Genomic DNA, 21,356 nt, shown 5'->3' with positions numbered 1-21,356 from the left:
CAGGTACGACTTGCAGCCTGGGTGGAGGATCCAAGGGCAACGTCACATTTACTGAAAGGATTATTGCAGGACGAGATATGCGGAAAACGCGGGATCGCATGCGACACCGGATGGCCAGCTACGTCCCCCCACGACGTTCCTGACCAGCGACCAAGTCAATCAACTCGAATACGTCAAATGTTATTCGTTGATTGTTAGCGGATGCTTAACCGACAGCAAGAATTTGTCTGTCGGACTCAGGTAGTCGAATTAACGAAGTTTGATGAATGGCCTTTTCCACGACATGGCTTTCCCTACAGTTCACCGTTGAACCCGCTTCATGCGGTTCAAACAGGGGGAGTTCCATGACCAGGAAAGCTTCTTCCTTCGCCATTGCCGGCCTGACCATGCTCGGCACAATGTCGGAAACGGCGGCCGGCGGACGCGCGGTCGAATGCTACGAGCAGGTCAATCGGCCGGCCGTCTACGACACCGTCTACGAGGATGTGCTCGTCAGCCCAGCCGGCCAGCAGGTGCAGTATGAAGCGCCGATCTACGGGACGCGCGAGCGCGTGGTGCAGATCGCGCCGGCGCGCGTCAGCTACGAGATCGTGCCCGCCATCACCCGCACCATCTACCGGTCCGTGAGGGTCGATGACGACGGCTATTCCTGGGAATGGCGCATCATCAATGGCCGCAAGGTGCTGTGCAAGGTCAGGCACAAGGCGCGCTATGAACGCGTGGCCGAGATCGTCGTGATTGAGCCGGAACGCCGGCGGCGCGTTGTCCTGCCCGCCGAATACGAGAGCGTCGCCGAAGAGGTTCTCGTGCGGCCGGAGCAACGGCGCATCGTCGACATTCCGGCGTCTTATCAGACAGTGGCTCGCCGCGTGGTGGTCAGGGAGGGCTCATCCAGCTGGCGGCGCGTGCACATCCCACGCCACTGCCGGTACTAGCAGCCGCTCAGGCCACCTCTGCCCTGAGCCATTTCTTCAGGCCGTCGACATCGCCATTGCCGACGCAGGCCGCAACCCTTCTGCCGACCGCCGCGCCGAACTTGTAGCCGTGGCCGGAGCAGGCCGAGACGATCAGGCATCTGCCTTTCCGGTGGGCCAGGAACTTCTCGTCGGCGGTGAATGTGTAGGCGCAGGTGACCACTTCGGTGACCTTGTACTCCTCGATACGAGCGATCGGCGGCGAAAACAGGTTGCGGATCGCCTCACCCTCGCCCGGTACCGGCTGACGGTTCCAGTCGGCATCGCTGGTCGGCACCCTGTGCAGGCCCGAGCCGAATTTCATGCCGGCGCCGCCTGTCGGCGGGATTGCGTAGCCGTCGACAGTGCCGCCAATGTCGAGGACAACCGGCGCTGCCTGCCAGGCTGCCTGCAGATCCGCCGGCGGTTCGACATAGGCGAGCGCGGTGCGCCAGGTTTTCAGCTCGCCGTCCAGCTCCGGGAACAGTTTCAGCACCCAGGCGCCGGCAGCGACGACGATCCGGTCGGCCTGCATCGTTTCGCCGCCTGCCAGCACGATATGCCCGGCCTCGGCGTCGATCTCGACCACCTTGCTGTTCTCGTAGACATTGGCGCCGTTCGCGCGCAGCCACCTGGCGAGGCCGGCGGCGATCTTGCGGCAGTGCAGCGCGCCGCCGTCCGGCGAAAAATACGCATAGCGGAATGAACCAGGCTGCAGGAACGGCCAGCGTTCGACCGCGGCATCCGGCTCGAACAATTCGAACGGGTAGTTCCCGGCTTCCATGCCTTCTCGGTATTCCTCGGCCTCATCTCCCGGCTGGCGCGAAATGCAGATGAAGCCGCGCGGATCGAGATGGCTTTCGCCGAGATCGGCCCACATCTCATCCCAGGCTTCATAGGCTTCGGTGATCAGCCGGCCGTAGCCCGTTCCGGCCCGGTAGGCGCGGCGGATGATGCGATGATGGTCGCCCGACGCGGCAAGCGGATTGGGGATCGGTCCCTGCTCGACGATCGAGACGAGGTGCCCGGCCCTGACCAGTGACCACGCCGTGGATAGCCCGGCAATGCCTGCACCGACCACGATCACATTCATGAAAACCGTCCTTCCGCAACCGCTTCGGCGGCTCACCTCACTGGAGGGCCAACATACGGTCTGGCACCAGACTGGCAAGCCGCGCTAATGATCTGGCATGACCGAATTGAAGCCGCCCTACCTTGCTTTTGATCCAGCCACGCGTCGCCTGCGGCTCGATCCGCACGAGCCGGCTTTTTTCCAGAACCCTTACGAAGCCTACGCCTTCCTGCATGGCGCATCGAACGCCTTCTTCTGGGAGGAGTTTGGTTTCTGGTGCTTTGGCGGCTTCGACGACGTCAACCGGCTGCTGCGCGATCGCCGCTTCGGCCGGCAGAACCCGGCGGGCATTCCGGACAGCCGAGGCATCGGTCAGGACCGCACGCACCTCAGCGCGTTCGACGGCATCGAGGCCAATTCGATGCTGGAGCTGGAGCCGCCTGTCCACACACGGCTCAGAACGCTGGTCAACCGCGCCTTCGTCTCGCGCCAGGTCGAGCGGCTCAGGCCACGTGTCGAGGCGCTGGCCAACGAACTGATCGACCGTTTCGAACCAGGAGGAGTCGACCTGCTGCCGGCATTCGCAGCTCCCTTGCCGATCACCATCATTGCGGAAATGCTCGGCGTGCCGGTCGACATGGGGCCGCAGCTGCTCGACTGGTCGCATCGGATGGTCGCCATGTACATGCATGGCCGCACCCGCGAGACGGAGGACACGGCCAATCGCGCCGCGCGCGACTTTTCCGATTTTCTGCGCGGCTACGTCGCCGAGCGGCGAAAGAGGCCGGGCGAGGATCTTCTGTCGCTGCTGATTGCGGCACAGGAGGACGGCCAGAAACTGTCGGAGAACGAGCTGGTATCCTCGGCCATCCTTTTGCTCAATGCCGGCCATGAAGCAACTGTCCACCAGACCGGCAATGCGGTGCGCTCGATCCTTGCGCAAGGCGGCGACCCGCGCCGCTTCTTCGCCTCACCGGAAGCAACAGCCGCGACGGTCGAAGAGTGCCTGCGCTTCGACGCGCCGCTACACATGTTCACGCGCTACGCCTATCAGGAGGCCGAGGCCGGGCCGGGGATCATCGTCCAGCCGGGCGAGACGATCGGTCTGCTGCTCGGCATGGCTAATCGCGACCCTACTGCGTTTGCCGAGCCCCTCGCCTTCAGGCCGGACCGTGCCGACCAGAAGAACGTGTCGTTCGGCGCCGGCATCCATTTCTGCATCGGCGCGCCGCTCGCCCGGCTCGAACTGCAGGTGTCGCTGAAAACCTTGTTCGAACGCCTGCCGCGGCTCCAAATGGCCGAACAGCCGCGCTTCCGTGACACGTATCATTTCCACGGGTTGGAAACGCTTGCCGTCAGAATCTGAGGACGGCTTCCGACGACAGGCTTCGAAGCCGGCTCCGGCGAATTCCGGTCAAATAGGTAACATCTCAAGGCCGCGAGTGCCAAATAATCGCTGATCGAACGATGAAGCTACCGGAAGCAGGACCTCACACTAACAATCCCGGATGCCTATAGAAATTCGGTCATGAAGCTTGAAGAGAGACGGGATTTGAATCTTTTTGCGTCGTCTCGCGGACGATGTCGAGGAAGGCCTTCAGCACCGGCGAGGGTTGTTCATGCCGGTAGATGATTGAAGTGTCGATAGACAAGGTTCGTCCCTGGATAGGGCGATAAACGACGCCGCTCCGGCGCAAATTTTGCAGACAGGCGGGCAGCAGCGAGACGCCCAGCCCGACGGATACAAGTCCGATGATTGTCTGCTTCGGCGTTGCTTCTCGAACGATCCTCGGGCTGAACCCGGATGAACGGCACAACCCGACGATCTCGTCATAGAGGGATGGATTGATGCTGCGCGGGAACTGAATCAACGCTTCGGAGGCCAAGTCGGCTAGCGCGACCTCTGCTTCCGAGGCCAGCCGATGCGTTTCCGGCAAGGCCACGATCAGGGGTTCGACCAGTATGCTTTCGACCTTCAATGCGTTGTGAACGACGGGAGGATGAACAAAACCGATATCGAGCTGGCGTTCGGCCACAGCCCTGACTTGATTGGGAATGCGCAGGTCGGTCAGGCTCAACTCGACCTCGGGATAGCGCTTGGTGAAGCGTTGGACGACAGAAGGCACCACGCTGTAGATAGCCGCGTCGATGAATCCGACAGCAAGATGGCCGGTTTCGCCACGATCGGCTTTGCGAGCAAGCTCCACCGCCTGCTCTGTCTGCTGAAGCACGGCCCTAACCTCATCAAGGAACACACGCCCCGCCGCAGTCAGTTCGACCTTGCGCTTGGTGCGCTCCAGCAAGCGCACACCCATCGCCTGTTCCAGTTGCTGGATCTGCTTTGTCAGGGGCGGCTGTGAGATATGCAAGCGCGCTGCCGCGCGCCCGAAATGCAGCTCTTCGGCGACGGCCATGAAGGACTGCATCAGCTTGTGGTTCATCTTCAGCCTTTAATTTCCCAAATAGAATTACCCATGGCTCAAACGATATTGGACGGAAAGTATCGGAATCTGCAAAATCCGGAAAGCTGCAAAATCCGGGAGACGCGCTTTGAAAAATTCCGAGATTTCACGCCGCCAGATGCTGAAAGTGCCGCTCATCGGCGCGACGATCGCCGCGACATCTCAATCCGGTCTTGTCTGCGAGGCCCTTGCCCAACCCGTTCCAGCTTCGTCGCCAGCGCCCCCTGGCGCTTTCGCCCACAATGTCGAAGCTGTGGGCTATACCGATCTCGATCATCGCCCAGCCTTCAAAATGGCGATCAGGCAGGTTGGCGAACGTTGGTATCTCTACACTGGGCACTTCTGGCACTCCGGCTGGAGCATCGTGGACGTGACCGACCCGGCCAAGCCCGAGACGGTCAAGTTCGTGCCCTATCTCGGCACGAATACTTGGACTCTACAAATAGATTTGTCCGGCGACACGATGGTGACCGCCCTCGAAAAGCCCTTTGCTAATTTCGGCGGTGACCCCGACGCACCGTTCGGCGAAGGCGTTCTGATCTGGGATATCGCGGACCCCATCAATCCGAAACAACTCAGTCACTACCGCACCGGCGGAAACGGCACGCATCGCAACCTCTATCCCGGTGGACGTTATGTCCACCTTGCCGCCGGCATGCCGGGTTACAGGGGCAACATCTACGTCATCCTCGATATTTCGGATCGCTCGAATCCGCGCGAAGCCGGACGCTGGTGGGTGCCGGGCCAGCACGAGGCCGGCGGCGAGAGCTTTGCGGCTGCGAAGCCCGCCGCCGACCAGGAGACTGCCGATCGCTACCGGTTGCGACTGAAGCCGCAATGCATGTGCGGCGCCTTCTGCGCCAGCACGGGCGAGGATGTCTCGCTGCACGGCCCGCCTTATGTCACTGGCGATCTTGTCTATTTGCCTTATGGTGCGGCGGGAATCGTTGTGCTCGATATTAGCGACGTCTCCCAGCCGAGGCAGGTCGGCGGCCTGAGCTTCAGCCCTCCGTTTCACTCGCGCTTCGGTGTGCATAGCGTGCTGCCGATTCCAGAGCGCGGCATTGTCTTCGCCAATTCGGAGAACGTCACCTATGGACTTGGTCCGATGCATCACGCTTCGATCGTCGATATTTCCGATTCCAGTGAACCCTTTCTGCTGTCGTTGTTGCCCGAACCAGTGCCACCCGAAGGCGCTCCCTATTCGGATTTCACAACTCGTGGCGGCTGGCGCGGACCGCACAACATCAACCACCACCAGCATCATCCCGATGTCCAGAAACAAGGTGATCTGTTCTATATCGCGCACTTCAACGCTGGGCTCAGGGTCTATGACGTCTCGAATACTCGGCTTCCGCGCGAGGTCGGCTACTTCATCCCGCCGGAGCCAGTCCGACGCTACGGCCCTATGCCGGAAGACAAGCTGGTTGTTCAGACCGAGGACGTGGTCGTGGACCGGCGCGGCTTCATTTACATAACTGACAAGAACCAGGGGCTCTGGATTCTCCGCTACACCGGCCCGCGGCCGGAAACGGATCGAACGTGACGGTCACATTCACCCTGACGTTTCATGGCACCGCGACATGATCAGCCGATACGGATTTCCCGACACGGAAATCGATCGCTTTTGTAAAATCCGGCGCGATGCGAGATCAAAGCTTGATTACATACTCCTTGCGCGTCGTTTCAAGCACTTCCCAGCTTCCTCTAAAGCCCGGCCTCAGCACGAAACTGTCGCCTGCCCTGACGGTGCGCGCGTCGCCGCCGTCTTCGGCGATCACCGAAACCCCTGACAGGATGTGGCAGAACTCCCACTCATCATATTCGATGCGCCATTTGCCTGGCGTCGCTTCCCAGACGCCGGCATAGAGGCCGCCGTGCTGTTCCTCGACATTCCAGGTGCGGAATTTCGGATCGCCCGACATCAGGCGATCCGGCGCTGGTGCGCCAAGTTCCGGTTCGACGGCGTCGACGCCGACGGAAAGAAATTTCGGTGTGGCCATGGCGATCAAACCTTGGCGAGAGCCTGTTCCAGATCGGCGACGATGTCGTTGACGTCCTCGATGCCGACCGAAAGCCTGACCGTGTCAGGCCCTGCCCCGGCGTTGATCTTCTGCTCGTCGGAAAGCTGGCGATGCGTGGTCGATGCCGGGTGGATGACCAGCGACTTGGTGTCGCCGACATTGGCCAGATGCGAGAACAGTTCGAGCGCCTCGACGAACTTGATGCCCGCCGCATAGCCGCCCTTCAGCCCGAATGTGAACACCGCGCCGGCGCCAAGCGGCGAGTACTTCTTCTGCAACGCGTTGTTCTTGTCGCTGGGCAGGCCGGGATAGGAAACCCAGGCGACCTTGGGATGGTTGGAAAGCCATCCGGCGACCGCCGCCGCATTGTCGCAGTGGCGCTGCATCCTGAGCGGCAAGGTTTCCAGACCGGTCAGGATAAGGAATGCGTTGAACGGCGAAATCGCCGCGCCGATGTCGCGCAGGCCGAGCACGCGAGCAGCGATGGCGAAGGCGAAATTGCCGAAGGTCTCGTGCAGGACGAGGCCGCCATATTCGGGGCGCGGCTCCGACAGCATCGGATACTTGCCCGACTTCGACCAATCGAACGTGCCGCCGTCGACAATGGCGCCGCCGATCGAATTGCCGTGACCGCCGATGAACTTGGTCAGCGAATGCACGACGATGTCGGCGCCATGCTCGATCGGCCGCAGCAGATAGGGCGAGGCCAGCGTGTTGTCGACGATCAGCGGCAGGCCGTGCTTGCGGGCGATGTCGCCGATCTTCTCGATGTCGACGAAGACGCCGCCGGGATTGGCCAGGCTCTCGATGAAGATTGCCTTGGTCCTGTCGTCGATCTGGCTCTCGAAGGTCGAGATATCATTGGTGTCGGCCCAGCGCACCTGCCAACCGAAATTCTTGAAGGCGTGGCCGAATTGGTTGATCGAGCCGCCGTAAAGCTTTGTCGCGGAAACGAAATTGTCGCCGGGCTGCATCAGATTGTGGAAGACCAGCACCTGCGCGGCATGGCCGGAGGCGACCGCAAGGCCTGCCGTGCCGCCTTCGAGTGCCGCGATGCGCTCTTCCAGCACTGCCTGAGTCGGATTCATGATGCGGGTGTAGATGTTGCCGAACGCCTTCAGCCCGAACAGCGAGGCGGCATGATCGGCATCGTCGAAGACGAAGGAGGTGGTCTGGTAGATCGGCGTCGCTCGCGCGCCGGTCGCCGGATCCGGCTTGGCGCCGGCATGGACGGCGAGCGTATTGAAACCGGGCGTGCGGGCCATCGAAAAACCTCCCTCAATGGTGAATGGTGAATGGTGAATGGTGAATGGTGAATGGTGAATGGTGAATGGCAAAGTCGGCCAGCCCCACCCTGATTGCAAGCGGCTCATATGCCGCCTTGCCCGCCTTCCAGAAAAATCTTTCTATTCACCATTCACTATTCACTACCTACTTCTGGCGAACGCCGAAACTCTGGAATCCCGGCCGCATCAGCGGCTTCTTCGACGACAGCACGCCTGAATTGACGCCGGTCCAGCCGATCTCGCCGGACAGCTTGCCATATTCGATCTTGGGGCAACGGTTCATCACCACCTTGATGCCGGCGGCTTCGGCGCGTGCGGCGGCCTCGTCATTGCGCACACCAAGCTGCATCCAGATGACCTTCGGCAGCGGATCGAGCCGCAAGACCTCGTCGACGATGCCCGGCACTGCCACGGAGCCGCGAAAGACGTCGACCATGTCGATTGGCTTTGGAACATCGGCCAGCCTGGCATAGGTCATCCGCCCGAGGATTTCCTTGCCAGCCTGGCCGGGATTGATCGGGAACACCGAAAACCCTTTGCCGAGCAGATATTTCAGCACGAAATAGCTCGGCCGCACGTCATTGGCCGATGCGCCGACCATGGCGATGGTCTTCACCGAATTGAGGATGCCGGCGATATAGGCGTTGTCGTAGGCGTCGTGGTTCATGCCTCGTCATACAGCGCTTCGGAGTGAGGTGCCAACAGCCGAGCAAGTGGCTTGCAATGGGCCAGGGAGAACGTCGTCAGCCCGGCAGCGAAATCGATCCGTCTTCCGCGATCGGAAAAGCCGGATTGTGGGCGACTTCCCAGACATGCCCGTCGGCATCGGCGAAATAGCCGTACCAGCCGCCCCAGAAGGCGCGCCCGGCCGGCTTGACGATCTTGCCGCCGGCCTTCTCAGCCGCCGCAAGCACTTCGTCGACCTCGGCGTCAGAGCGGGTGTTGTAGGCGAGGTAGACGGCCGACGGCGCCTTCGAGAAGCTGACGCCCGAATCCTCTTCGGCGCTTGGGCGCGGAAACAAGCCAAGAATGGCGCCGCCCATCTGGAAGAAGGCAACGCCCTCGGTGATCCCGGCATGGCGCTTCAGGCCCATCGCCTCATAGAAGCGCGTCGCACGGTCGAGATCGTCGGTGGCGATGGTGATGATGGAGATGCGCGGTTCCATATCCGCCTCCTATTCCTCCGGCCATTCCGGCTTGCGCTTGCCGATGAAGGCGCCAATGCCCTCTTCCGCATCGCGCGCCAGCATATTCTCGACCATGACGCGACCGGTGTAATCATAGGCCTCGGCCAGCCCCATTTCTGCCTGTTCGTAGAAGGCTTCCTTGCCGATCTTGACGACCAGGGAGGATTTGGACGCAATGGTTTGCGCGTATTTGGTGACGATCTGATTCAGATATTCGCGCGGCACGACGCGGTTGACCAAGCCGAATTCCTTGGCGGTTGCCGCATCGATCGTCTCGCCGGTCAAAAGCATCTCCATGGCGTGCTTGCGCGAGACGTTGCGCGACAGCGCCACCATCGGCGTCGAGCAGAACAGTCCGATATTGACGCCAGGCGTGCAGAAGGTCGCCTCATGCGAGGCGATGGCGAGATCGCAGCTGGCAACCAGCTGCAATCCGGCCGCCGTCGCCAGGCCGTCGACTTCGGCGATCACCGGCTTAGGATGGCGAACGATCGCCTGCATCAGTGAAGCGCAGGCAGAAAACGTCTTTTCGAAGAAGGCCCTGCCGCGATCGGCATCGGCGCGGTGCGTGCTCAACTCCTTGAGGTCGTGCCCGGCGCAGAACACTTTGCCGGCCGCCCCAAGGATGATGACGCGGACGGATTTGTCGGCCTTGGCGCGGTCGAGTTCCGCCGTCAGCGCCGCCATCACTGCAAGCGAAAGAGCATTGGCCGGCGGATTGGCGAGCGTCAGGCGCAGCACGCCCTTGTCCAGCCTGGAGACGACCGGCCCTTCGGCAACGGCAGGCTTGATGGCGACGATTTCGGCCATGATCATTCCTCTGCGATTCCGGATCGATGATGGACTAATCTAGTATGCCGCCTCGCTTCGTCCAACTCCCTCGTCCGCTTCTGCCATAATGAATGGGGTGTTGCCAGAAACGCCACGTCGCGTTCATACATGCAGGGCGCAAACCGGGAGACTGAAATGCCCGCCCACAGCAATCTCAAGCCGGTGCTGGCGGCTGCCGAAATCAACGCGCTGATGGCGACCATTTTCCCGCAGCTCAACGACCAGTTCACCTTCTACGAGGCGTTGGAGGTGTTTCCAGGCGGCTGTGTCGTGCGGCTCAACGCCGACGAGCGCCATTTGCGTCCCGGCGGCACCGTGTCGGGTTCGGCGCTGTTCACGCTGGCCGACATAGGCGGCTATGTCTGCGTGCTCTCGCATGCCGGACCGGATGCGCTTTCGGTCACCACCAGTCTCAACATCAATTTCGTCCGCAAGGCCGAGGCCGGGCCGATCGACGGCCATTGCCGCATCCTCAAGCTCGGCAAGAGCCTGATGGTGTTCGATATCGACATCGTCGCCGGCCCGGAGGGACACACGGTAGCGCACGCAACGGGCACCTATTCGATCCCGCCAAAGCGGATGGACGGTGTGGTAAAATAATACCTTTCATCCAAGGCATTGTTTTTGCTGGATTTTGATAGCTCGCCGACATTTCACGCGCCTTGACGCAGTCGCCGTCCTCTCCTATAAGCCCTCACGGAACAGCGGCCCGCAAAGGCCGCCGTTTTGTTATTGGCGGCGGGCAAGCGCCTTTCGCCAATCCAAGCAACAAGAAACGCCTTCTTTTGAAGGTCCTAACCGAAAGCAACAATCCATGGCAACCTTTTCGCAGAAGCCTGCGGATGTGGTGAAGAAGTGGGTGCTGATCGACGCCGAGGGTCTCGTCGTCGGCCGTCTCGCCACTGTCATCGCCAATCATCTTCGCGGCAAACACAAGCCCACCTTCACCCCGCACGTCGACGACGGCGACAACGTCATCGTCATCAATGCCGACAAAGTGGTGTTCACCGGCAAGAAGTTCACCGACAAGGTCTATTACTGGCACACCGGCCACCCCGGCGGCGTCAAGGAGCGCACCGCGCGCCAGCTGCTCGAGGGCCGCTTTCCCGAACGTGTCGTCGAGAAGGCCGTCGAACGCATGATCCCGCGTGGCCCGCTCGGCCGTCGCCAGATGAAGAACCTCCGCGTCTATGCAGGCACGGAACATCCGCATGTCGCCCAGCAGCCCGTCGTCCTCGACGTGGCCAAGCTGAACGCCAAGAACAAGAAGGTTTCGTAAGATGGCTGAGCTTTCCTCGCTCGCAGAACTCGGAGCTGCCACCGGCAATACCAACACCCAGCCGGCCGCACCCGTCCACGTCCAGAAACTCGATAAGTCGGGCCGCGCCTACGCCACCGGCAAGCGCAAGAACGCCATCGCCCGCGTCTGGGTGAAGCCCGGCTCCGGCAAGATCGTCGTCAACGACAAGGTGTTCGCCGAATATTTCGCGCGTCCGGTGCTGCAGATGATCCTCAACCAGCCGATCATCGCCGCCAATCGCGCCGGCCAGTACGACATCGTTGCCACCGTCATCGGCGGCGGCCTTTCCGGCCAGGCCGGTGCCGTGCGCCACGGCATCTCCAAGGCGCTGACCTATTACGAGCCGGCGCTGCGCGCCGTGCTCAAGAAGGGTGGCTTCCTGACCCGCGACAGCCGCGTCGTCGAGCGCAAGAAGTACGGCAAGGCGAAGGCCCGCCGCTCCTTCCAGTTCTCGAAGCGTTAAACAGAGACCTGTTTTCTATCGATTTTTTCAGAGGGGCTGCGTATTCGCAGCCCCCTTTTCTTTGTCGACATAGCAATCCCGCATCTTCAGGTGACCAAACGTAATATTAGTAGTATCTTAATTACAGGCGCGTTCCAGATCCCAGGGCAGCAGCCAACTCCACAGAGCGGGAGCTGTGCACGTTGCGACGCGCCGGTAACCCGACGCTCGCGAAGGAGGAGGCAATGCGCATCCATTCCAGCAGTGCGTTTCTGGCAGCTGTCGCCGCCACTTGGGCATTCGCCGCGCCTGCGGCCGACAAAAGCGACGAGCAGCTGATCGAGAATGCGATTACAGCGGCACCGGCGGCTGTCGGCAAAAACGCCGCCGTCGTGAATTGGGAGATGAAAACGTTGAGGAAGGGCACCAACGGTTTCACTTGCATCCCGGACGACCCGAGCACTCCCGCCGACGACCCAATGTGCACGGATGAGAACGGGATGGCGTGGATGCACGCGATCATGTCCAAGAAGGAGCCGCCTGCAGGGAAAGTTGCTTTCGCCTACATGCTAAAAGGAGGCGATGCGGCCAGCAATACCGACCCCTTTGCAACCAAGCCGCCGGAGGGGGCCGAATGGCTGCATGATGGTCCGCACGTGATGGTCATGAACGCACCAGACATGATGGCCTTGTATCCCCACGAGCCGAACCCCACACAACCATACGTCATGTTCCCCGACACGCCCTACGCGCACCTGATGATTCCAGTCAAATAGATCAAGCAAGACCTGCCGCGAAGCGTAGTGGCGGGTCACCTGAGGGAAGGGAGCCGCGCTTATTTTCGGGCGCGGCTCTCCCGGGTGTCAGGGCTGGCCGGCGGACGCCTTGATGAAGTCAATGAACGCCCGCAACGGCGCCGGCACGAGGCGCCGGCCGGGATAGTAAAGGAACGGCCCGGAGAAGCTCTGCCACCAGGGTTCAAGCAGCGGTTCGAGCGCTCCGCTCTCGAAGTAAGGACGTAGCCAATCCTCGAACAGGCTGATGATGCCGGTGCCGGCGATGGCTGCATCGACTTTGAGGTCAGTCGCCCCGCCCAGGGTCACGAGAAGCGGCCCCGTCGGGTCGACCCGCACCACCTCGCCGTCGCGCTCGAATTCCCACGGCGGCATCGCACGGCTGGCAAAGCGGCCGCGCAGGCAGGCGTGGCCGAGCAGGTCGCGCGGATGTTGCGGCCGGCCATGACGATCCAGGTAGGCCGGGCTGGCGGCGGTGGCGAAGCGCTGCACACGCGGTCCGATCGGCACAGCGATCATGTCCTGCTCCAGCCGCTCCTCGTAGCGAATGCCGGCGTCGCACCCCGCCGCCAGCACATCGACGGAGCTCTCCTCCGAGATCACCTCCAACCGGATGCCCGGATAGGCGGCGAGAAAAGGCGGAACGATGCTGGGCAGTACCAGCCGCGCCGCGCTGACCGGCACATTGAGGCGCAACGTACCTGCCGGCCTGTCGCGAAAGCCGTTCACTACGTCGAGGGCCGACTCCACCTCGGTCAAGGCAGGACCGAGCCGCGCCAGCAGGCCTTCGCCGGCTTCCGTCAGGACAACGCTGCGGGTCGTCCGGTTGAGCAGCCTGACACCGAGCTGCGTCTCCAGGCGCCGCACCGCCTCGCTCAAGCCGGACGCACTGCCGCCGCTGGCGCGTGCCGCATCCCGAAAACCTTTGGCGCGCGCTACGGCCACGAAGGCGTTCAGGTCCCCGAGATCAATCTGCATTGTTCGTCATTCCGCACAGCCCGTGCGAATTGTACCCAATTATCATGAGATCGGACAGCGTCTATCTGTGCACCGTTCCTGAAGGAGAAAGACCATGTCCAGCGTCGACCAGTCCGGCACATTCATCCTCGGCGACCGCCCAGTGAGACGGCTCGGCTACGGCGCCATGCAGCTCGCAGGGCCAGGCGTCTTCGGCCCACCAAAGGACCACGACACGGCATTGGCCGTACTGCGCGAAGCCGTTGCACAAGGCGTCAACCACATCGACACCAGCGACTTCTATGGCCCGCACGTGACCAACCTGTTGATCCGCGAAGCGCTCGCACCCTATCCAGACGACCTCGTTATTGTCACCAAGATCGGTGCCCGACGTGGCACGGATGGCTCATGGCTGCCGGCCTTCTCGGCAGAAGAGCTGACACAGGCGGTGCAAGACAATCTGCACAATCTCGGACTCGACGTGCTGGAGGTGGTCAACCTTCGGGTCATGTTCGACGCGCATGGCCCCGCCGAAGGGTCGATCGAGGCGCCGCTTGCGACGCTTGCCGAGCTCCAGCGACAGGGCCTCGTGCGCCACATCGGGCTGAGCAACGTCACCGCCGCACAGATCGCCGAAGGCCGCAGGATGTGCAGGATCGACTGCGTGCAGAACCAGTACAATCTGGCGCATCGGGGCGATGATGCCTCGATCGACGATCTCGCCCGCGACGGCACCGCCTATGTGCCGTTCTTCCCACTTGGCGGCTTCAACCCGTTGCAGTCGTTGACCTTGTCCAAGGTCGCCGCACGCCTCGGCGCCACGCCCATGCAGGTCGCGCTCGCCTGGCTGCTTCGCCGCGCGCCCAACATTCTTCTGATTCCCGGCACGTCTTCCGTCGCGCATCTCAGAGAGAACCTCGCCGCTGCCGACCTCGAACTGTCGGACGATGTCATCAAGGAGCTGGATGGTGTGGCAATGGCGGCCTGCGGATAGATTGCCGAAGGCAGTGATGAGCCAATCTCCCCCAAGTGGGTTCCCTTTGCGGGGGAGATTGCCGGCAGGACAGCGAAGGCGCGACCTTGCAGGCGGAACCGCCGAGGCGCTGAAGGATCGTCGCATTTTTCTGCCACTACGCCACATTTTGTTCTTGCTTTGTGCCGGCAGCTATGCTACTAGTCTGGGTATGGTGCTAATTGGCTCCAGCGACCCGCCCACAGAGGCGGGTTTTCTGTTTCTGGGTTCCTCCGATAGTTTGGCGCTGCCGGCCTGGGGTCGGCGGGACAGCGCCCTTCTGCCCTGCCGGGCATCGTCCCCACAAGAGGGAGATCCAATTCTCGCCGCGCCGGTCTAGTTGATGCTGGCCGTGTTGGCCGGCTCGGCCGGGCGCTTCTCACCGGCATAGGGCACGCGAAAACCGTTCGCCGCCAGCCAACTGATGGCGGCCTTCGGTTCGTCGGTCTGGATGATGGTGGCGCCGCGCTCGACCCAGAAGCCATAAGTCTCGCGCGGCAGGCTGGCCGCAACCGCCAGCTCGTCGCCGCGACCGCCGGCGAGGAAGCCTCCCGGCTTGTTGACGATGGCATAGGTGTCGGCCCAGATGTGCCAGTCGCCCCTCACCGCCAGCGCGCGCATGCGCGGGCTGAACAGCGGGCCGCCGGTCTCGGTCAGTGTCTCTGATCCCATGCGCCAGTTGATCATCTCGACCGCGCGCATCGGGAAGGCCCGGCCCACTTTCTCGGCAAACATGGCGTCGCGAACCGCGTCATCGGCGATAATCGGCATGAACTGGAAGCCGCTGCCGATCGCGTCCATGGCGGCCTTGACACTGGCAATCCGCTCCGCATTCCACAGGTTCTCCTTGACGATCACCTGTTCGGCCATGCCGAGGTCGCGCGCAACCGCGACCATGCCGACGAGGCTTTCGGTGTCGAGCTTGTTGTCGAGATTGATGAGGATCCTGTCCCTGGTCGTCATCAACATCTCGCGCAACGTCGAGACCGTCTCGCCCGTAACGGCGCCGGTGCCTTCGATCACCAAACGGCACGTCTTGAGTTCGGCCATCGTGCGGTTGACCACCTCACCCTTGCAATTCGTCGTGCGGTCGAGCCAACTGTCATGCATGACGACGAACTGTCCGTCCTTCGAGCGCCTTATATCGACCTCGACGATTTCGGCGCCCATTGCGATCGACGCCTCGGCGGCGGCGATCGAATTTTCGGGATAGAGCGTCTTGCCGGATTGCATGCCGCCGGCGCGGTGCGCGGCCACTATCACATGGTCGCGCCATTGGTTGGCGTGCTCGAAGCGGTCGAGAATCTGCCTGGCGCGCGTTTCGCCTGCCGATGCCTGGCCAAGGGAGAGCGCCAGCGCCGCGGAAAGTAGAAGGCTCAGCCAAATCGTTCGCATGAGACAGGTCGTTCGCACGAGAATCGCTCCGTACCGGGATCGCACCCCGGTTAAGCGATGCCCGTGACAGGCAGGTGAACGAAGCCGGCTTGCAAAATGCCGGAAAATCAGGTCAGCGCCGGCCGAAGCAGTCTTCGGCGGCTACTTTCGGTTGCTTGCCAGGCAATCTCCTGGCGAGCCTGCCGGGTTCGCCTGGCGAGCAAGGATTTGTGACCGGATCGAATGGCCATGATCCTCCGCAGGGGTCGCAATTCTGAGAATTATGTCCAATAAGGTTGCGCGTCGACGCACAGGAGATCGCTTCATGCCGCCAAGGACCATCGATCATGCCTTCACCACCCGCTCCAGGACGGGTGCGTCGTTCGAGCCGACCTATGCCGGCGCCCTGTCGTTCATGCGGCGCAAATATTCGAAGGACGTGAAGGACGCCGATGCGGTGGTGTGGGGCATTCCCTTCGACGCTGCGGTCACCAATCGGCCGGGCGCCCGTTTCGGACCGCAGGCAATCCGCCGCGCCTCGGCCATCCTCGACAACGACCCGCAATATCCGTTTTCGCGCGATCTGTTCGAACAGCTTGCCGTGGTCGATTATGGCGACTGCCTGCTCGACAGCGGCAATCACCAGAAGACGCCTGCCACGATCGAACGCGAAGCGGCCAAGATCCTGAAATCCGGCGCCTTTCTGCTGTCACTCGGTGGCGATCACTTCGTCACCTGGCCGCTGCTCAAGGCGCATGCCGCCATCCATGGCCCGCTGGCTCTGGTGCAGTTCGACGCACACCAGGACACCTGGCCCGACGACGGCAAGCGCATCGATCACGGCTCCTTCGTCGGCCGTGCAGTCAAGGAGGGCATCATCGACCCCGACCGGTCGATCCAGATCGGCATCCGCACCCATGCGCCCGACACGTTCGGTATCAAGATCCTGTACGGCCATGAAGTGGAGGAAATGCGTGCGTCCGACATCGCGTATGCCATCGTCGACCGTACGGGCGGCAAGAAGACCTATGTCACTTTCGACATCGATTGCCTGGACCCGGCTTTTGCGCCCGGCACCGGAACGCCGGTCGCGGGAGGCCCGTCTTCGGCAAAGATCCTGTCGGTGCTGCGCCAGATCAACCAGCTCGATATCGTCGGCGCCGACGTCGTCGAGGTTGCGCCAGCCTATGATCACGCCGATATAACGGCGATTGCCGGCTCGATGGTGGCCATGCACTATCTCGGGCTGCTGGCGGAACGAAAGGCCCGGCTCGAGGAAATGAACCAAGGCAATCACAGCGTTGCCGGATTGAATCAGGCGAGCGGCATATAGCTTTGAGATAACAGGAATTTTGGCACGCAATGAAACCGAAAATCTTCATCGACGGCGAGCACGGCACCACCGGTCTGCAGATAAGGGCGCTGCTTGCCGAGCGCGGCGACCTGGAAATCATCTCCATCCCGACCGAGCGCCGCAAGGAAACGGCAGCGCGCGCCGAGTTCCTCAATGCCGCCGATGTCGCGATTCTCTGCCTACCGGACGCGGCCGCCAAGGAAAGCGTTTCGCTGATCGCCAATGACACCACCAAAGTGATCGACGCCTCGACGGCGCATCGTGTCGCCGATGGGTGGGAATATGGTTTCGCCGAAATGGACAAGGACCAGGCGAAGAAGATCGCTTCGGCGAAGCGCGTCGCCAATCCTGGCTGCTGGCCGCAAGGACCAATCGCGACGCTGCGGCCGCTGGTTGCGGCGGGGCTGCTGCCGGCCGATTTTCCGGTCACCGTCAACGGCATTTCCGGCTATTCCGGCGGCGGCCGGCCTATGATCGAGGATTATGTCGCCAAGGGCGAGGATGCGCCGGAATTCCTGCCCTACGGACTGACGCTGCAGCACAAGCACGTGCCGGAACTCAGGACCTATGCCAGGCTTTCGCACGATCCGATCATGCAGCCGGCAGTCGGCAATTTCGCGCAAGGCATGATCACGGTGGTGCCGCTGCAACTCGGCGGCCTCGACCATGTGCCGACCGGCGCCGAGCTTCACGCGGCGATCGCCGATCATTTCGCTTCCATCGATGGCGGCGTGGTCGAGGTGGCGCCGTATCTGCATCAGGAACGCATGCCCGACATCGATCCGGAGATCTACAACGGCACCAACCGGATGAAGCTCTATGTCTTTGCCAATGATAACAGGGCGCAGGCGCTGCTGCTTGCCGTCTACGACAATCTCGGCAAGGGCGCCTCGGGCGCTGCCGTGCAGAACATGGATCTGATGCTCGGCCTCTGAATGGATGCGCCAGCATTTCCGAAGCGCTGGAAGGTCGGCGCGCCCGAACTCATCGCCGAAACGTTCAGCAGCCGCATCTGGAAGGTTGTTCGCGAAAACGACTCACCGGCAATCGTCAAGGATCTAAAGCCTTTCGACGATGTCGAGGACGAGTTGCGCGGCGAGCATTTCCTCGCCTGGCGACGCGGCGAAGGCGCGGTGCGGCTGCTGGGCCGCGATGGCCACCGGATGCTGCTCGAGTATGCCGGCGAAACCTCGCTGTCACAGATGATTGCGGATCAGGGCGACAATGCCGCCACCGCGATCGCGGCGGAGGTAATGGCCAAGCTGTTCTCGCCGTCGAAGCACCCTGCCCCGCCGGACCTTCAGCCGTTGCGGATCCGGTTTTCCAGCATGTTCAAAAAGGCGAAGGCCGATCGCGCCGCCGGCGAAAAGAGCCTGTATGTCGAAGCTGCCGAAATCGCGGAACGGCTGTTGTCCAATCCGCACGACGTACGGCCGCTGCATGGCGACCTGCATCACGACAACCTCATGCACGGTCCGCGCGGCTGGCTGGCGATCGATCCGAAGGGCGTTCTCGGCGACCCCGGCTTCGATGCCGCCAATGTGTTCTACAACCCACTCGACCGAGACGATCTTTGCACCGATCCGCGGCGGATCGCGCATATGGCGCATGTCTTTGCCGCAACGCTCGGCCAGTCGCCGCCCGCGATACTGGACCACGCCATCGCCTATGGCTGCCTGTCGGCTGCATGGCACCATGAAGATCGCAATGCGGTCGACGAAAACCGCGAGCTGGCGATTGCCGCGGCAATCCGGCGGGTGCGGCTCAGCCTCTGAGAGCGATCTCGTGGGGCAGCGGGTAAGCGCCCTTGGTACCGCGCCAATGCGCGGCGGCGAAGCCCAGCAGAACCAGCGCGAATGCCTGATGCGTCAGGGCCATGTGCAGAGGCACCTGCATCAATAGCGTGCCGATGCCGATCGACGCCTGAACCACGACAACCAGGAACAGCAGCGTCGCGCGTCGGGCATGCGTCGTGCCCGGCAGGCGCCGGCGTGTCGCAATCATGTGCCAGAGCGCGACCGCGAAGATCGTGTAGGCGCCGACCCGGTGGACGAATTGCACCGTCTTCGGGTTTTCGAAGAAATTGCGCCATGCCGGCTCAAGCAGCAGCAGGTCGCCGGGGACCAGCTTGCCGTCCATCAGCGGCCAGGTGTTGTAGCTCAAGCCGGCGTCTAGCCCTGCGACCAGCCCGCCGAGATAGATCTGGACCAGCGCCAGCAGCACCAGGAAGCCGGCCAGACGTTGCGTCGAGCGGTCGGCGGCAGGTTCCGAGTGCGGCGCCAGCCCACGCGCGACCACCATGGTCGCCGTGAAGATCAGCGCCGCCAGCGTCAGATGCGTCGCCAGCCGATATTGGCTGACCGAAACCCGTTCAACCAACCCGGACGCCACCATCCACCAGCCTATCGCGCCCTGCAGAGCGCCGAGAAGGAGGATGCCCGACAACTTCGTGCCGAGGCCCCGCTCGATGCGGCGCGTCGCCCAGAAGAACAGTAGCGGCAGGGCGAAGACCATGCCGACACTACGCGCCAGGATGCGGTGCACCCATTCCCACCAGAAGATCGATTTGAACGCCTCGATGCTCATGCCGTTGTTGAGTTCGGCATATTGCGGGGTCTGCTGGTAGCGCAGGAACTCCTCCTGCCACTCGGCATCATTGAGCGGCGGGATGACGCCGTGTATCGGCTGCCATTCGGTGATCGACAGGCCGGAATTGGTGAGCCTTGTAGCGCCGCCGACCAGTACCAGCGCAAACAGCACCAGGAGCACGACATAGAGCCAACCGCGTACCAGCGCGCGGTTGCGAAGGTCGCGATCGCGGGCGGCGAAAGGCGCGGCATCGGATATGGCAGCAGCCATGGATTTGTCCCGGCAGTTGAAGTCGCGGATTGGTGAACCATCGCAACCCGGCTTGCAAGACCGGACAGCGCGGCACGCCGTCGCGCCGTTTCTGGCGGGTTGCGCGTATTGGCTGTTCGGCCTAAGCGATAGCGATCAACGAGATCGCGCCATGCCCATTCGCCTGAAAAAGCTGATCGGAAGCTTCCTGCTGGTAGTGCTGGTCATTGTCTATGCGCTGGTCGCCTCGATCGTGGCGGTCGCCCAATTGTCGCAGTCCGGGCCGCTGGCGCACTTCATCTTCTTCCTGCTCAGCGGGCTTTTGTGGGTGCTGCCGGCGATGGGCATCATCAAATGGCTGATCCTGGAGCCGCGGCCGAAGGGGCGAGGCAACAGTTAGATCGTCACCACCGTCTTGCCGGCATTGGCCAGCGGCGTCGTCACGCCCGACAACATTGTTCGGATGTGGGCGACGCTCTGATAGCGGCCATTGACCGAAATGCGCGGCAGGGCGTGCAGGAAGCCGGCATGCTCGGCGCGGAGTATGCCGTGGCGGGTCGTCACCGCCGAGGCGTAGCCGGCATCGCGGGCTAGGCCTACTTCGCGGCGGCCGACGGCACTGGCATAACCGTAGGGATAGGCGAAATGGCGCGGTTCCTCGCCGAGTTTGGCCTGCAATATGCGCTTGACGTCGCCGATCTCATGTCGCGCATCGCTCTCGGGAAGCCGCTTCAGATTGCAGTGATTGACGCTATGTGCGCCGATCGTCACCAGCGGGTGCCCGGCCATGGTGCGGATCTCGTCCCAGTTCATCAGCGTGCTCGGGCGCGGACCACCCAATTCGATGCCGTTCGAGCGCGCCAGATCCCGCAACACCGCACGCTGGTCCTGCTCGCGCACCTTCAGCGTCAGATGAGCGTGCAGGCGCGCATTGGCCTGGACCTTTTTTCCCGGACTCGAGCAGTCGATTGTCACCGGCCCAGCGGGCGTCGTCAGCGTCAGGCGATCGCGCGCATTGACGATGTCCTCGACCACGTCCCACCACAAATCGGCAGCGCCGTCGATCAGTCCCGGCGCGACGTAGATGGTGATCGGCGCGCCGTGTTTCTCCAGCACCGGCAGCGCCTCGGTCATGTTGTCTCGATAGGCGTCGTCGGCGGTGATCGTCGCAAACTGGCCGTCCTTGTCGCCGGCCTTGATGCGCTCGATCGCCTCGTCAAGCGTGACGAAACTGTAGCCGTTCGCCTTCATGTCGGCGATCACGGTGTCGAGAAACCCAGGCGCGATGTTCAAGTGGCGGTTGACGCCGTTCGGCTTTTCCGGTGTCGCGGTTACCCGATGCAGCATCAGGATGGCGCCAAGGCCGCCGATAAACGGCTTGGCCAGCGGCGCGAGACCGGAATAGCGGGCGAGATTGAGCGCCAGTTTGCGGATTGCCTCGCCCCCGTCGATCATTCATTCACCTTTTGC

At 62.4% G+C, this 21,356-nt stretch carries 23 protein-coding genes; 12 read left to right on the top strand and 11 right to left on the bottom strand.

Annotation, left to right across the window (positions count from 1 at the left end; genetic code table 11):
• The first annotated feature begins 344 nt into the window (after positions 1-344).
• A complete protein-coding gene (locus NKH04_RS16360; protein WP_353044569.1) occupies positions 345-935 on the top strand; it encodes a hypothetical protein in 591 nt (196 codons plus the stop codon).
• A 7-nt stretch (positions 936-942) separates the two neighbouring features.
• Here the strand turns inward: NKH04_RS16360 and NKH04_RS16355 are convergent, their stop codons facing one another.
• Positions 943-2,046, bottom strand: a complete 1,104-nt coding sequence (locus tag NKH04_RS16355; protein WP_353044568.1) for an NAD(P)/FAD-dependent oxidoreductase — start codon at positions 2,044-2,046, stop codon at positions 943-945.
• A gap of 97 nt (positions 2,047-2,143) precedes the next feature.
• Between NKH04_RS16355 and NKH04_RS16350 the strand changes: the two genes are divergently transcribed.
• On the top strand, positions 2,144-3,391 hold the full coding sequence (locus NKH04_RS16350; protein WP_352614131.1) for a cytochrome P450: 1,248 nt from the start codon (positions 2,144-2,146) through the stop codon (positions 3,389-3,391).
• 160 nt (positions 3,392-3,551) lie between these two features.
• On the opposite strand, the gene NKH04_RS16345 is transcribed toward NKH04_RS16350, so the two are convergent.
• Positions 3,552-4,466: a LysR family transcriptional regulator gene (locus NKH04_RS16345; RefSeq protein ID WP_352682001.1), complete on the bottom strand. Its 915-nt coding sequence runs from the start codon at positions 4,464-4,466 to the stop codon at positions 3,552-3,554.
• Positions 4,467-4,605: 139 nt separating this feature from the next.
• Between NKH04_RS16345 and NKH04_RS16340 the strand changes: the two genes are divergently transcribed.
• Entirely contained in the window at positions 4,606-6,033 is a 1,428-nt protein-coding gene (locus tag NKH04_RS16340) for an LVIVD repeat-containing protein (RefSeq protein WP_353044567.1), read from the top strand.
• Between the two features lie 106 nt (positions 6,034-6,139).
• On the opposite strand, the gene NKH04_RS16335 is transcribed toward NKH04_RS16340, so the two are convergent.
• The 5 genes from NKH04_RS16335 to NKH04_RS16315 all read right to left on the bottom strand — a co-directional run bounded on the left by NKH04_RS16335 (position 6,140) and on the right by NKH04_RS16315 (position 9,794).
• Positions 6,140-6,490, bottom strand: coding sequence for a cupin domain-containing protein (locus tag NKH04_RS16335; RefSeq protein ID WP_352769997.1), 351 nt, complete (start codon positions 6,488-6,490; stop codon positions 6,140-6,142).
• A gap of 5 nt (positions 6,491-6,495) precedes the next feature.
• Complete coding sequence (locus NKH04_RS16330; RefSeq protein ID WP_023674650.1) at positions 6,496-7,776, bottom strand: O-acetylhomoserine aminocarboxypropyltransferase; 1,281 nt, start codon at positions 7,774-7,776, stop codon at positions 6,496-6,498.
• Positions 7,777-7,942: 166 nt separating this feature from the next.
• Complete coding sequence (locus NKH04_RS16325; RefSeq protein ID WP_353044566.1) at positions 7,943-8,464, bottom strand: CoA-binding protein; 522 nt, start codon at positions 8,462-8,464, stop codon at positions 7,943-7,945.
• A 76-nt stretch (positions 8,465-8,540) separates the two neighbouring features.
• Positions 8,541-8,963, bottom strand: a complete 423-nt coding sequence (locus NKH04_RS16320; RefSeq protein ID WP_353044565.1) for a VOC family protein — start codon at positions 8,961-8,963, stop codon at positions 8,541-8,543.
• Positions 8,964-8,972: 9 nt separating this feature from the next.
• The gene (locus NKH04_RS16315) at positions 8,973-9,794 is read right to left on the bottom strand and encodes an enoyl-CoA hydratase (RefSeq protein ID WP_353044584.1); all 822 of its coding nucleotides are present in this window, start codon (positions 9,792-9,794) and stop codon (positions 8,973-8,975) included.
• Between the two features lie 156 nt (positions 9,795-9,950).
• On the opposite strand from NKH04_RS16315, the gene NKH04_RS16310 reads away from it, so the two are divergent.
• The 4 genes from NKH04_RS16310 to NKH04_RS16295 all read left to right on the top strand — a co-directional run bounded on the left by NKH04_RS16310 (position 9,951) and on the right by NKH04_RS16295 (position 12,333).
• The gene (locus NKH04_RS16310) at positions 9,951-10,415 is read left to right on the top strand and encodes a PaaI family thioesterase (protein ID WP_353044564.1); all 465 of its coding nucleotides are present in this window, start codon (positions 9,951-9,953) and stop codon (positions 10,413-10,415) included.
• 214 nt (positions 10,416-10,629) lie between these two features.
• On the top strand, positions 10,630-11,094 hold the full coding sequence (rplM, locus tag NKH04_RS16305; RefSeq protein WP_023674645.1) for a 50S ribosomal protein L13: 465 nt from the start codon (positions 10,630-10,632) through the stop codon (positions 11,092-11,094).
• Position 11,095: 1 nt separating this feature from the next.
• Positions 11,096-11,578 carry a 30S ribosomal protein S9 gene (gene rpsI / locus NKH04_RS16300; RefSeq protein WP_023674644.1) on the top strand — a complete coding sequence of 161 codons (483 nt, stop codon included), beginning with the start codon at positions 11,096-11,098 and terminating at the stop codon, positions 11,576-11,578.
• 224 nt (positions 11,579-11,802) lie between these two features.
• Complete coding sequence (locus tag NKH04_RS16295; RefSeq protein WP_352817620.1) at positions 11,803-12,333, top strand: hypothetical protein; 531 nt, start codon at positions 11,803-11,805, stop codon at positions 12,331-12,333.
• A gap of 87 nt (positions 12,334-12,420) precedes the next feature.
• On the opposite strand, the gene NKH04_RS16290 is transcribed toward NKH04_RS16295, so the two are convergent.
• Positions 12,421-13,329, bottom strand: a complete 909-nt coding sequence (locus NKH04_RS16290; RefSeq protein WP_353044563.1) for a LysR family transcriptional regulator — start codon at positions 13,327-13,329, stop codon at positions 12,421-12,423.
• 94 nt (positions 13,330-13,423) lie between these two features.
• Here NKH04_RS16290 and NKH04_RS16285 point away from each other — a divergent pair, with 94 nt between their 5' ends.
• Positions 13,424-14,302, top strand: a complete 879-nt coding sequence (locus NKH04_RS16285; protein ID WP_353044562.1) for an aldo/keto reductase family oxidoreductase — start codon at positions 13,424-13,426, stop codon at positions 14,300-14,302.
• A 354-nt stretch (positions 14,303-14,656) separates the two neighbouring features.
• On the opposite strand, the gene NKH04_RS16280 is transcribed toward NKH04_RS16285, so the two are convergent.
• A complete protein-coding gene (locus tag NKH04_RS16280; protein WP_352745892.1) occupies positions 14,657-15,715 on the bottom strand; it encodes a glycerophosphodiester phosphodiesterase family protein in 1,059 nt (352 codons plus the stop codon).
• Positions 15,716-16,019: 304 nt separating this feature from the next.
• Here NKH04_RS16280 and speB point away from each other — a divergent pair, with 304 nt between their 5' ends.
• Genes speB through NKH04_RS16265 form a run of 3 tightly spaced genes read left to right on the top strand, consistent with a single transcriptional unit; the run spans position 16,020 to position 18,823 of the window.
• A complete protein-coding gene (gene speB, locus NKH04_RS16275) occupies positions 16,020-17,027 on the top strand; it encodes an agmatinase (protein WP_352471982.1) in 1,008 nt (335 codons plus the stop codon).
• A 29-nt stretch (positions 17,028-17,056) separates the two neighbouring features.
• Positions 17,057-17,983 (top strand): N-acetyl-gamma-glutamyl-phosphate reductase, encoded by a 927-nt coding sequence (gene argC / locus NKH04_RS16270; RefSeq protein WP_352501535.1) that lies wholly within the window; start codon positions 17,057-17,059, stop codon positions 17,981-17,983.
• On the top strand, positions 17,984-18,823 hold the full coding sequence (locus tag NKH04_RS16265) for an aminoglycoside phosphotransferase family protein (protein WP_353044561.1): 840 nt from the start codon (positions 17,984-17,986) through the stop codon (positions 18,821-18,823).
• Here the strand turns inward: NKH04_RS16265 and NKH04_RS16260 are convergent.
• Positions 18,813-19,907: a COX15/CtaA family protein gene (locus tag NKH04_RS16260; protein WP_353044560.1), complete on the bottom strand. Its 1,095-nt coding sequence runs from the start codon at positions 19,905-19,907 to the stop codon at positions 18,813-18,815. The two genes, NKH04_RS16265 and NKH04_RS16260, sit on opposite strands and share 11 nt — an antisense overlap.
• Before the next feature lie 151 nt (positions 19,908-20,058).
• Here NKH04_RS16260 and NKH04_RS16255 point away from each other — a divergent pair, with 151 nt between their 5' ends.
• Positions 20,059-20,286 (top strand): DUF2842 domain-containing protein, encoded by a 228-nt coding sequence (locus tag NKH04_RS16255; protein ID WP_023674629.1) that lies wholly within the window; start codon positions 20,059-20,061, stop codon positions 20,284-20,286.
• Here the strand turns inward: NKH04_RS16255 and NKH04_RS16250 are convergent.
• Entirely contained in the window at positions 20,283-21,341 is a 1,059-nt protein-coding gene (locus NKH04_RS16250) for a polysaccharide deacetylase family protein (RefSeq protein ID WP_353021203.1), read from the bottom strand. The two genes, NKH04_RS16255 and NKH04_RS16250, sit on opposite strands and share 4 nt — an antisense overlap.
• Positions 21,342-21,356: the final 15 nt, after the last annotated feature.

It is taken from the genome of Mesorhizobium sp. M1365 (assembly GCF_040317865.1).
Classification (GTDB): domain Bacteria; phylum Pseudomonadota; class Alphaproteobacteria; order Rhizobiales; family Rhizobiaceae; genus Mesorhizobium.
This window is presented reverse-complemented; position numbering and strand designations above follow the sequence as displayed.

Coding starts and splice junctions, on each gene's coding strand:
- NKH04_RS16360 (WP_353044569.1), top strand. CDS start 345: ATGACCAGGAAAGCTTCTTCCTTCGCCATTGCCGGCCTGACCATGCTC.
- NKH04_RS16355 (WP_353044568.1), bottom strand. CDS start 2,046: ATGAATGTGATCGTGGTCGGTGCAGGCATTGCCGGGCTATCCACGGCG.
- NKH04_RS16350 (WP_352614131.1), top strand. CDS start 2,144: ATGACCGAATTGAAGCCGCCCTACCTTGCTTTTGATCCAGCCACGCGT.
- NKH04_RS16345 (WP_352682001.1), bottom strand. CDS start 4,466: ATGAACCACAAGCTGATGCAGTCCTTCATGGCCGTCGCCGAAGAGCTG.
- NKH04_RS16340 (WP_353044567.1), top strand. CDS start 4,606: ATGCTGAAAGTGCCGCTCATCGGCGCGACGATCGCCGCGACATCTCAA.
- NKH04_RS16335 (WP_352769997.1), bottom strand. CDS start 6,490: ATGGCCACACCGAAATTTCTTTCCGTCGGCGTCGACGCCGTCGAACCG.
- NKH04_RS16330 (WP_023674650.1), bottom strand. CDS start 7,776: ATGGCCCGCACGCCCGGTTTCAATACGCTCGCCGTCCATGCCGGCGCC.
- NKH04_RS16325 (WP_353044566.1), bottom strand. CDS start 8,464: ATGAACCACGACGCCTACGACAACGCCTATATCGCCGGCATCCTCAAT.
- NKH04_RS16320 (WP_353044565.1), bottom strand. CDS start 8,963: ATGGAACCGCGCATCTCCATCATCACCATCGCCACCGACGATCTCGAC.
- NKH04_RS16315 (WP_353044584.1), bottom strand. CDS start 9,794: ATGGCCGAAATCGTCGCCATCAAGCCTGCCGTTGCCGAAGGGCCGGTC.
- NKH04_RS16310 (WP_353044564.1), top strand. CDS start 9,951: ATGCCCGCCCACAGCAATCTCAAGCCGGTGCTGGCGGCTGCCGAAATC.
- rplM (WP_023674645.1), top strand. CDS start 10,630: ATGGCAACCTTTTCGCAGAAGCCTGCGGATGTGGTGAAGAAGTGGGTG.
- rpsI (WP_023674644.1), top strand. CDS start 11,096: ATGGCTGAGCTTTCCTCGCTCGCAGAACTCGGAGCTGCCACCGGCAAT.
- NKH04_RS16295 (WP_352817620.1), top strand. CDS start 11,803: ATGCGCATCCATTCCAGCAGTGCGTTTCTGGCAGCTGTCGCCGCCACT.
- NKH04_RS16290 (WP_353044563.1), bottom strand. CDS start 13,329: ATGCAGATTGATCTCGGGGACCTGAACGCCTTCGTGGCCGTAGCGCGC.
- NKH04_RS16285 (WP_353044562.1), top strand. CDS start 13,424: ATGTCCAGCGTCGACCAGTCCGGCACATTCATCCTCGGCGACCGCCCA.
- NKH04_RS16280 (WP_352745892.1), bottom strand. CDS start 15,715: ATGCGAACGATTTGGCTGAGCCTTCTACTTTCCGCGGCGCTGGCGCTC.
- speB (WP_352471982.1), top strand. CDS start 16,020: ATGCCGCCAAGGACCATCGATCATGCCTTCACCACCCGCTCCAGGACG.
- argC (WP_352501535.1), top strand. CDS start 17,057: ATGAAACCGAAAATCTTCATCGACGGCGAGCACGGCACCACCGGTCTG.
- NKH04_RS16265 (WP_353044561.1), top strand. CDS start 17,984: ATGGATGCGCCAGCATTTCCGAAGCGCTGGAAGGTCGGCGCGCCCGAA.
- NKH04_RS16260 (WP_353044560.1), bottom strand. CDS start 19,907: ATGGCTGCTGCCATATCCGATGCCGCGCCTTTCGCCGCCCGCGATCGC.
- NKH04_RS16255 (WP_023674629.1), top strand. CDS start 20,059: ATGCCCATTCGCCTGAAAAAGCTGATCGGAAGCTTCCTGCTGGTAGTG.
- NKH04_RS16250 (WP_353021203.1), bottom strand. CDS start 21,341: ATGATCGACGGGGGCGAGGCAATCCGCAAACTGGCGCTCAATCTCGCC.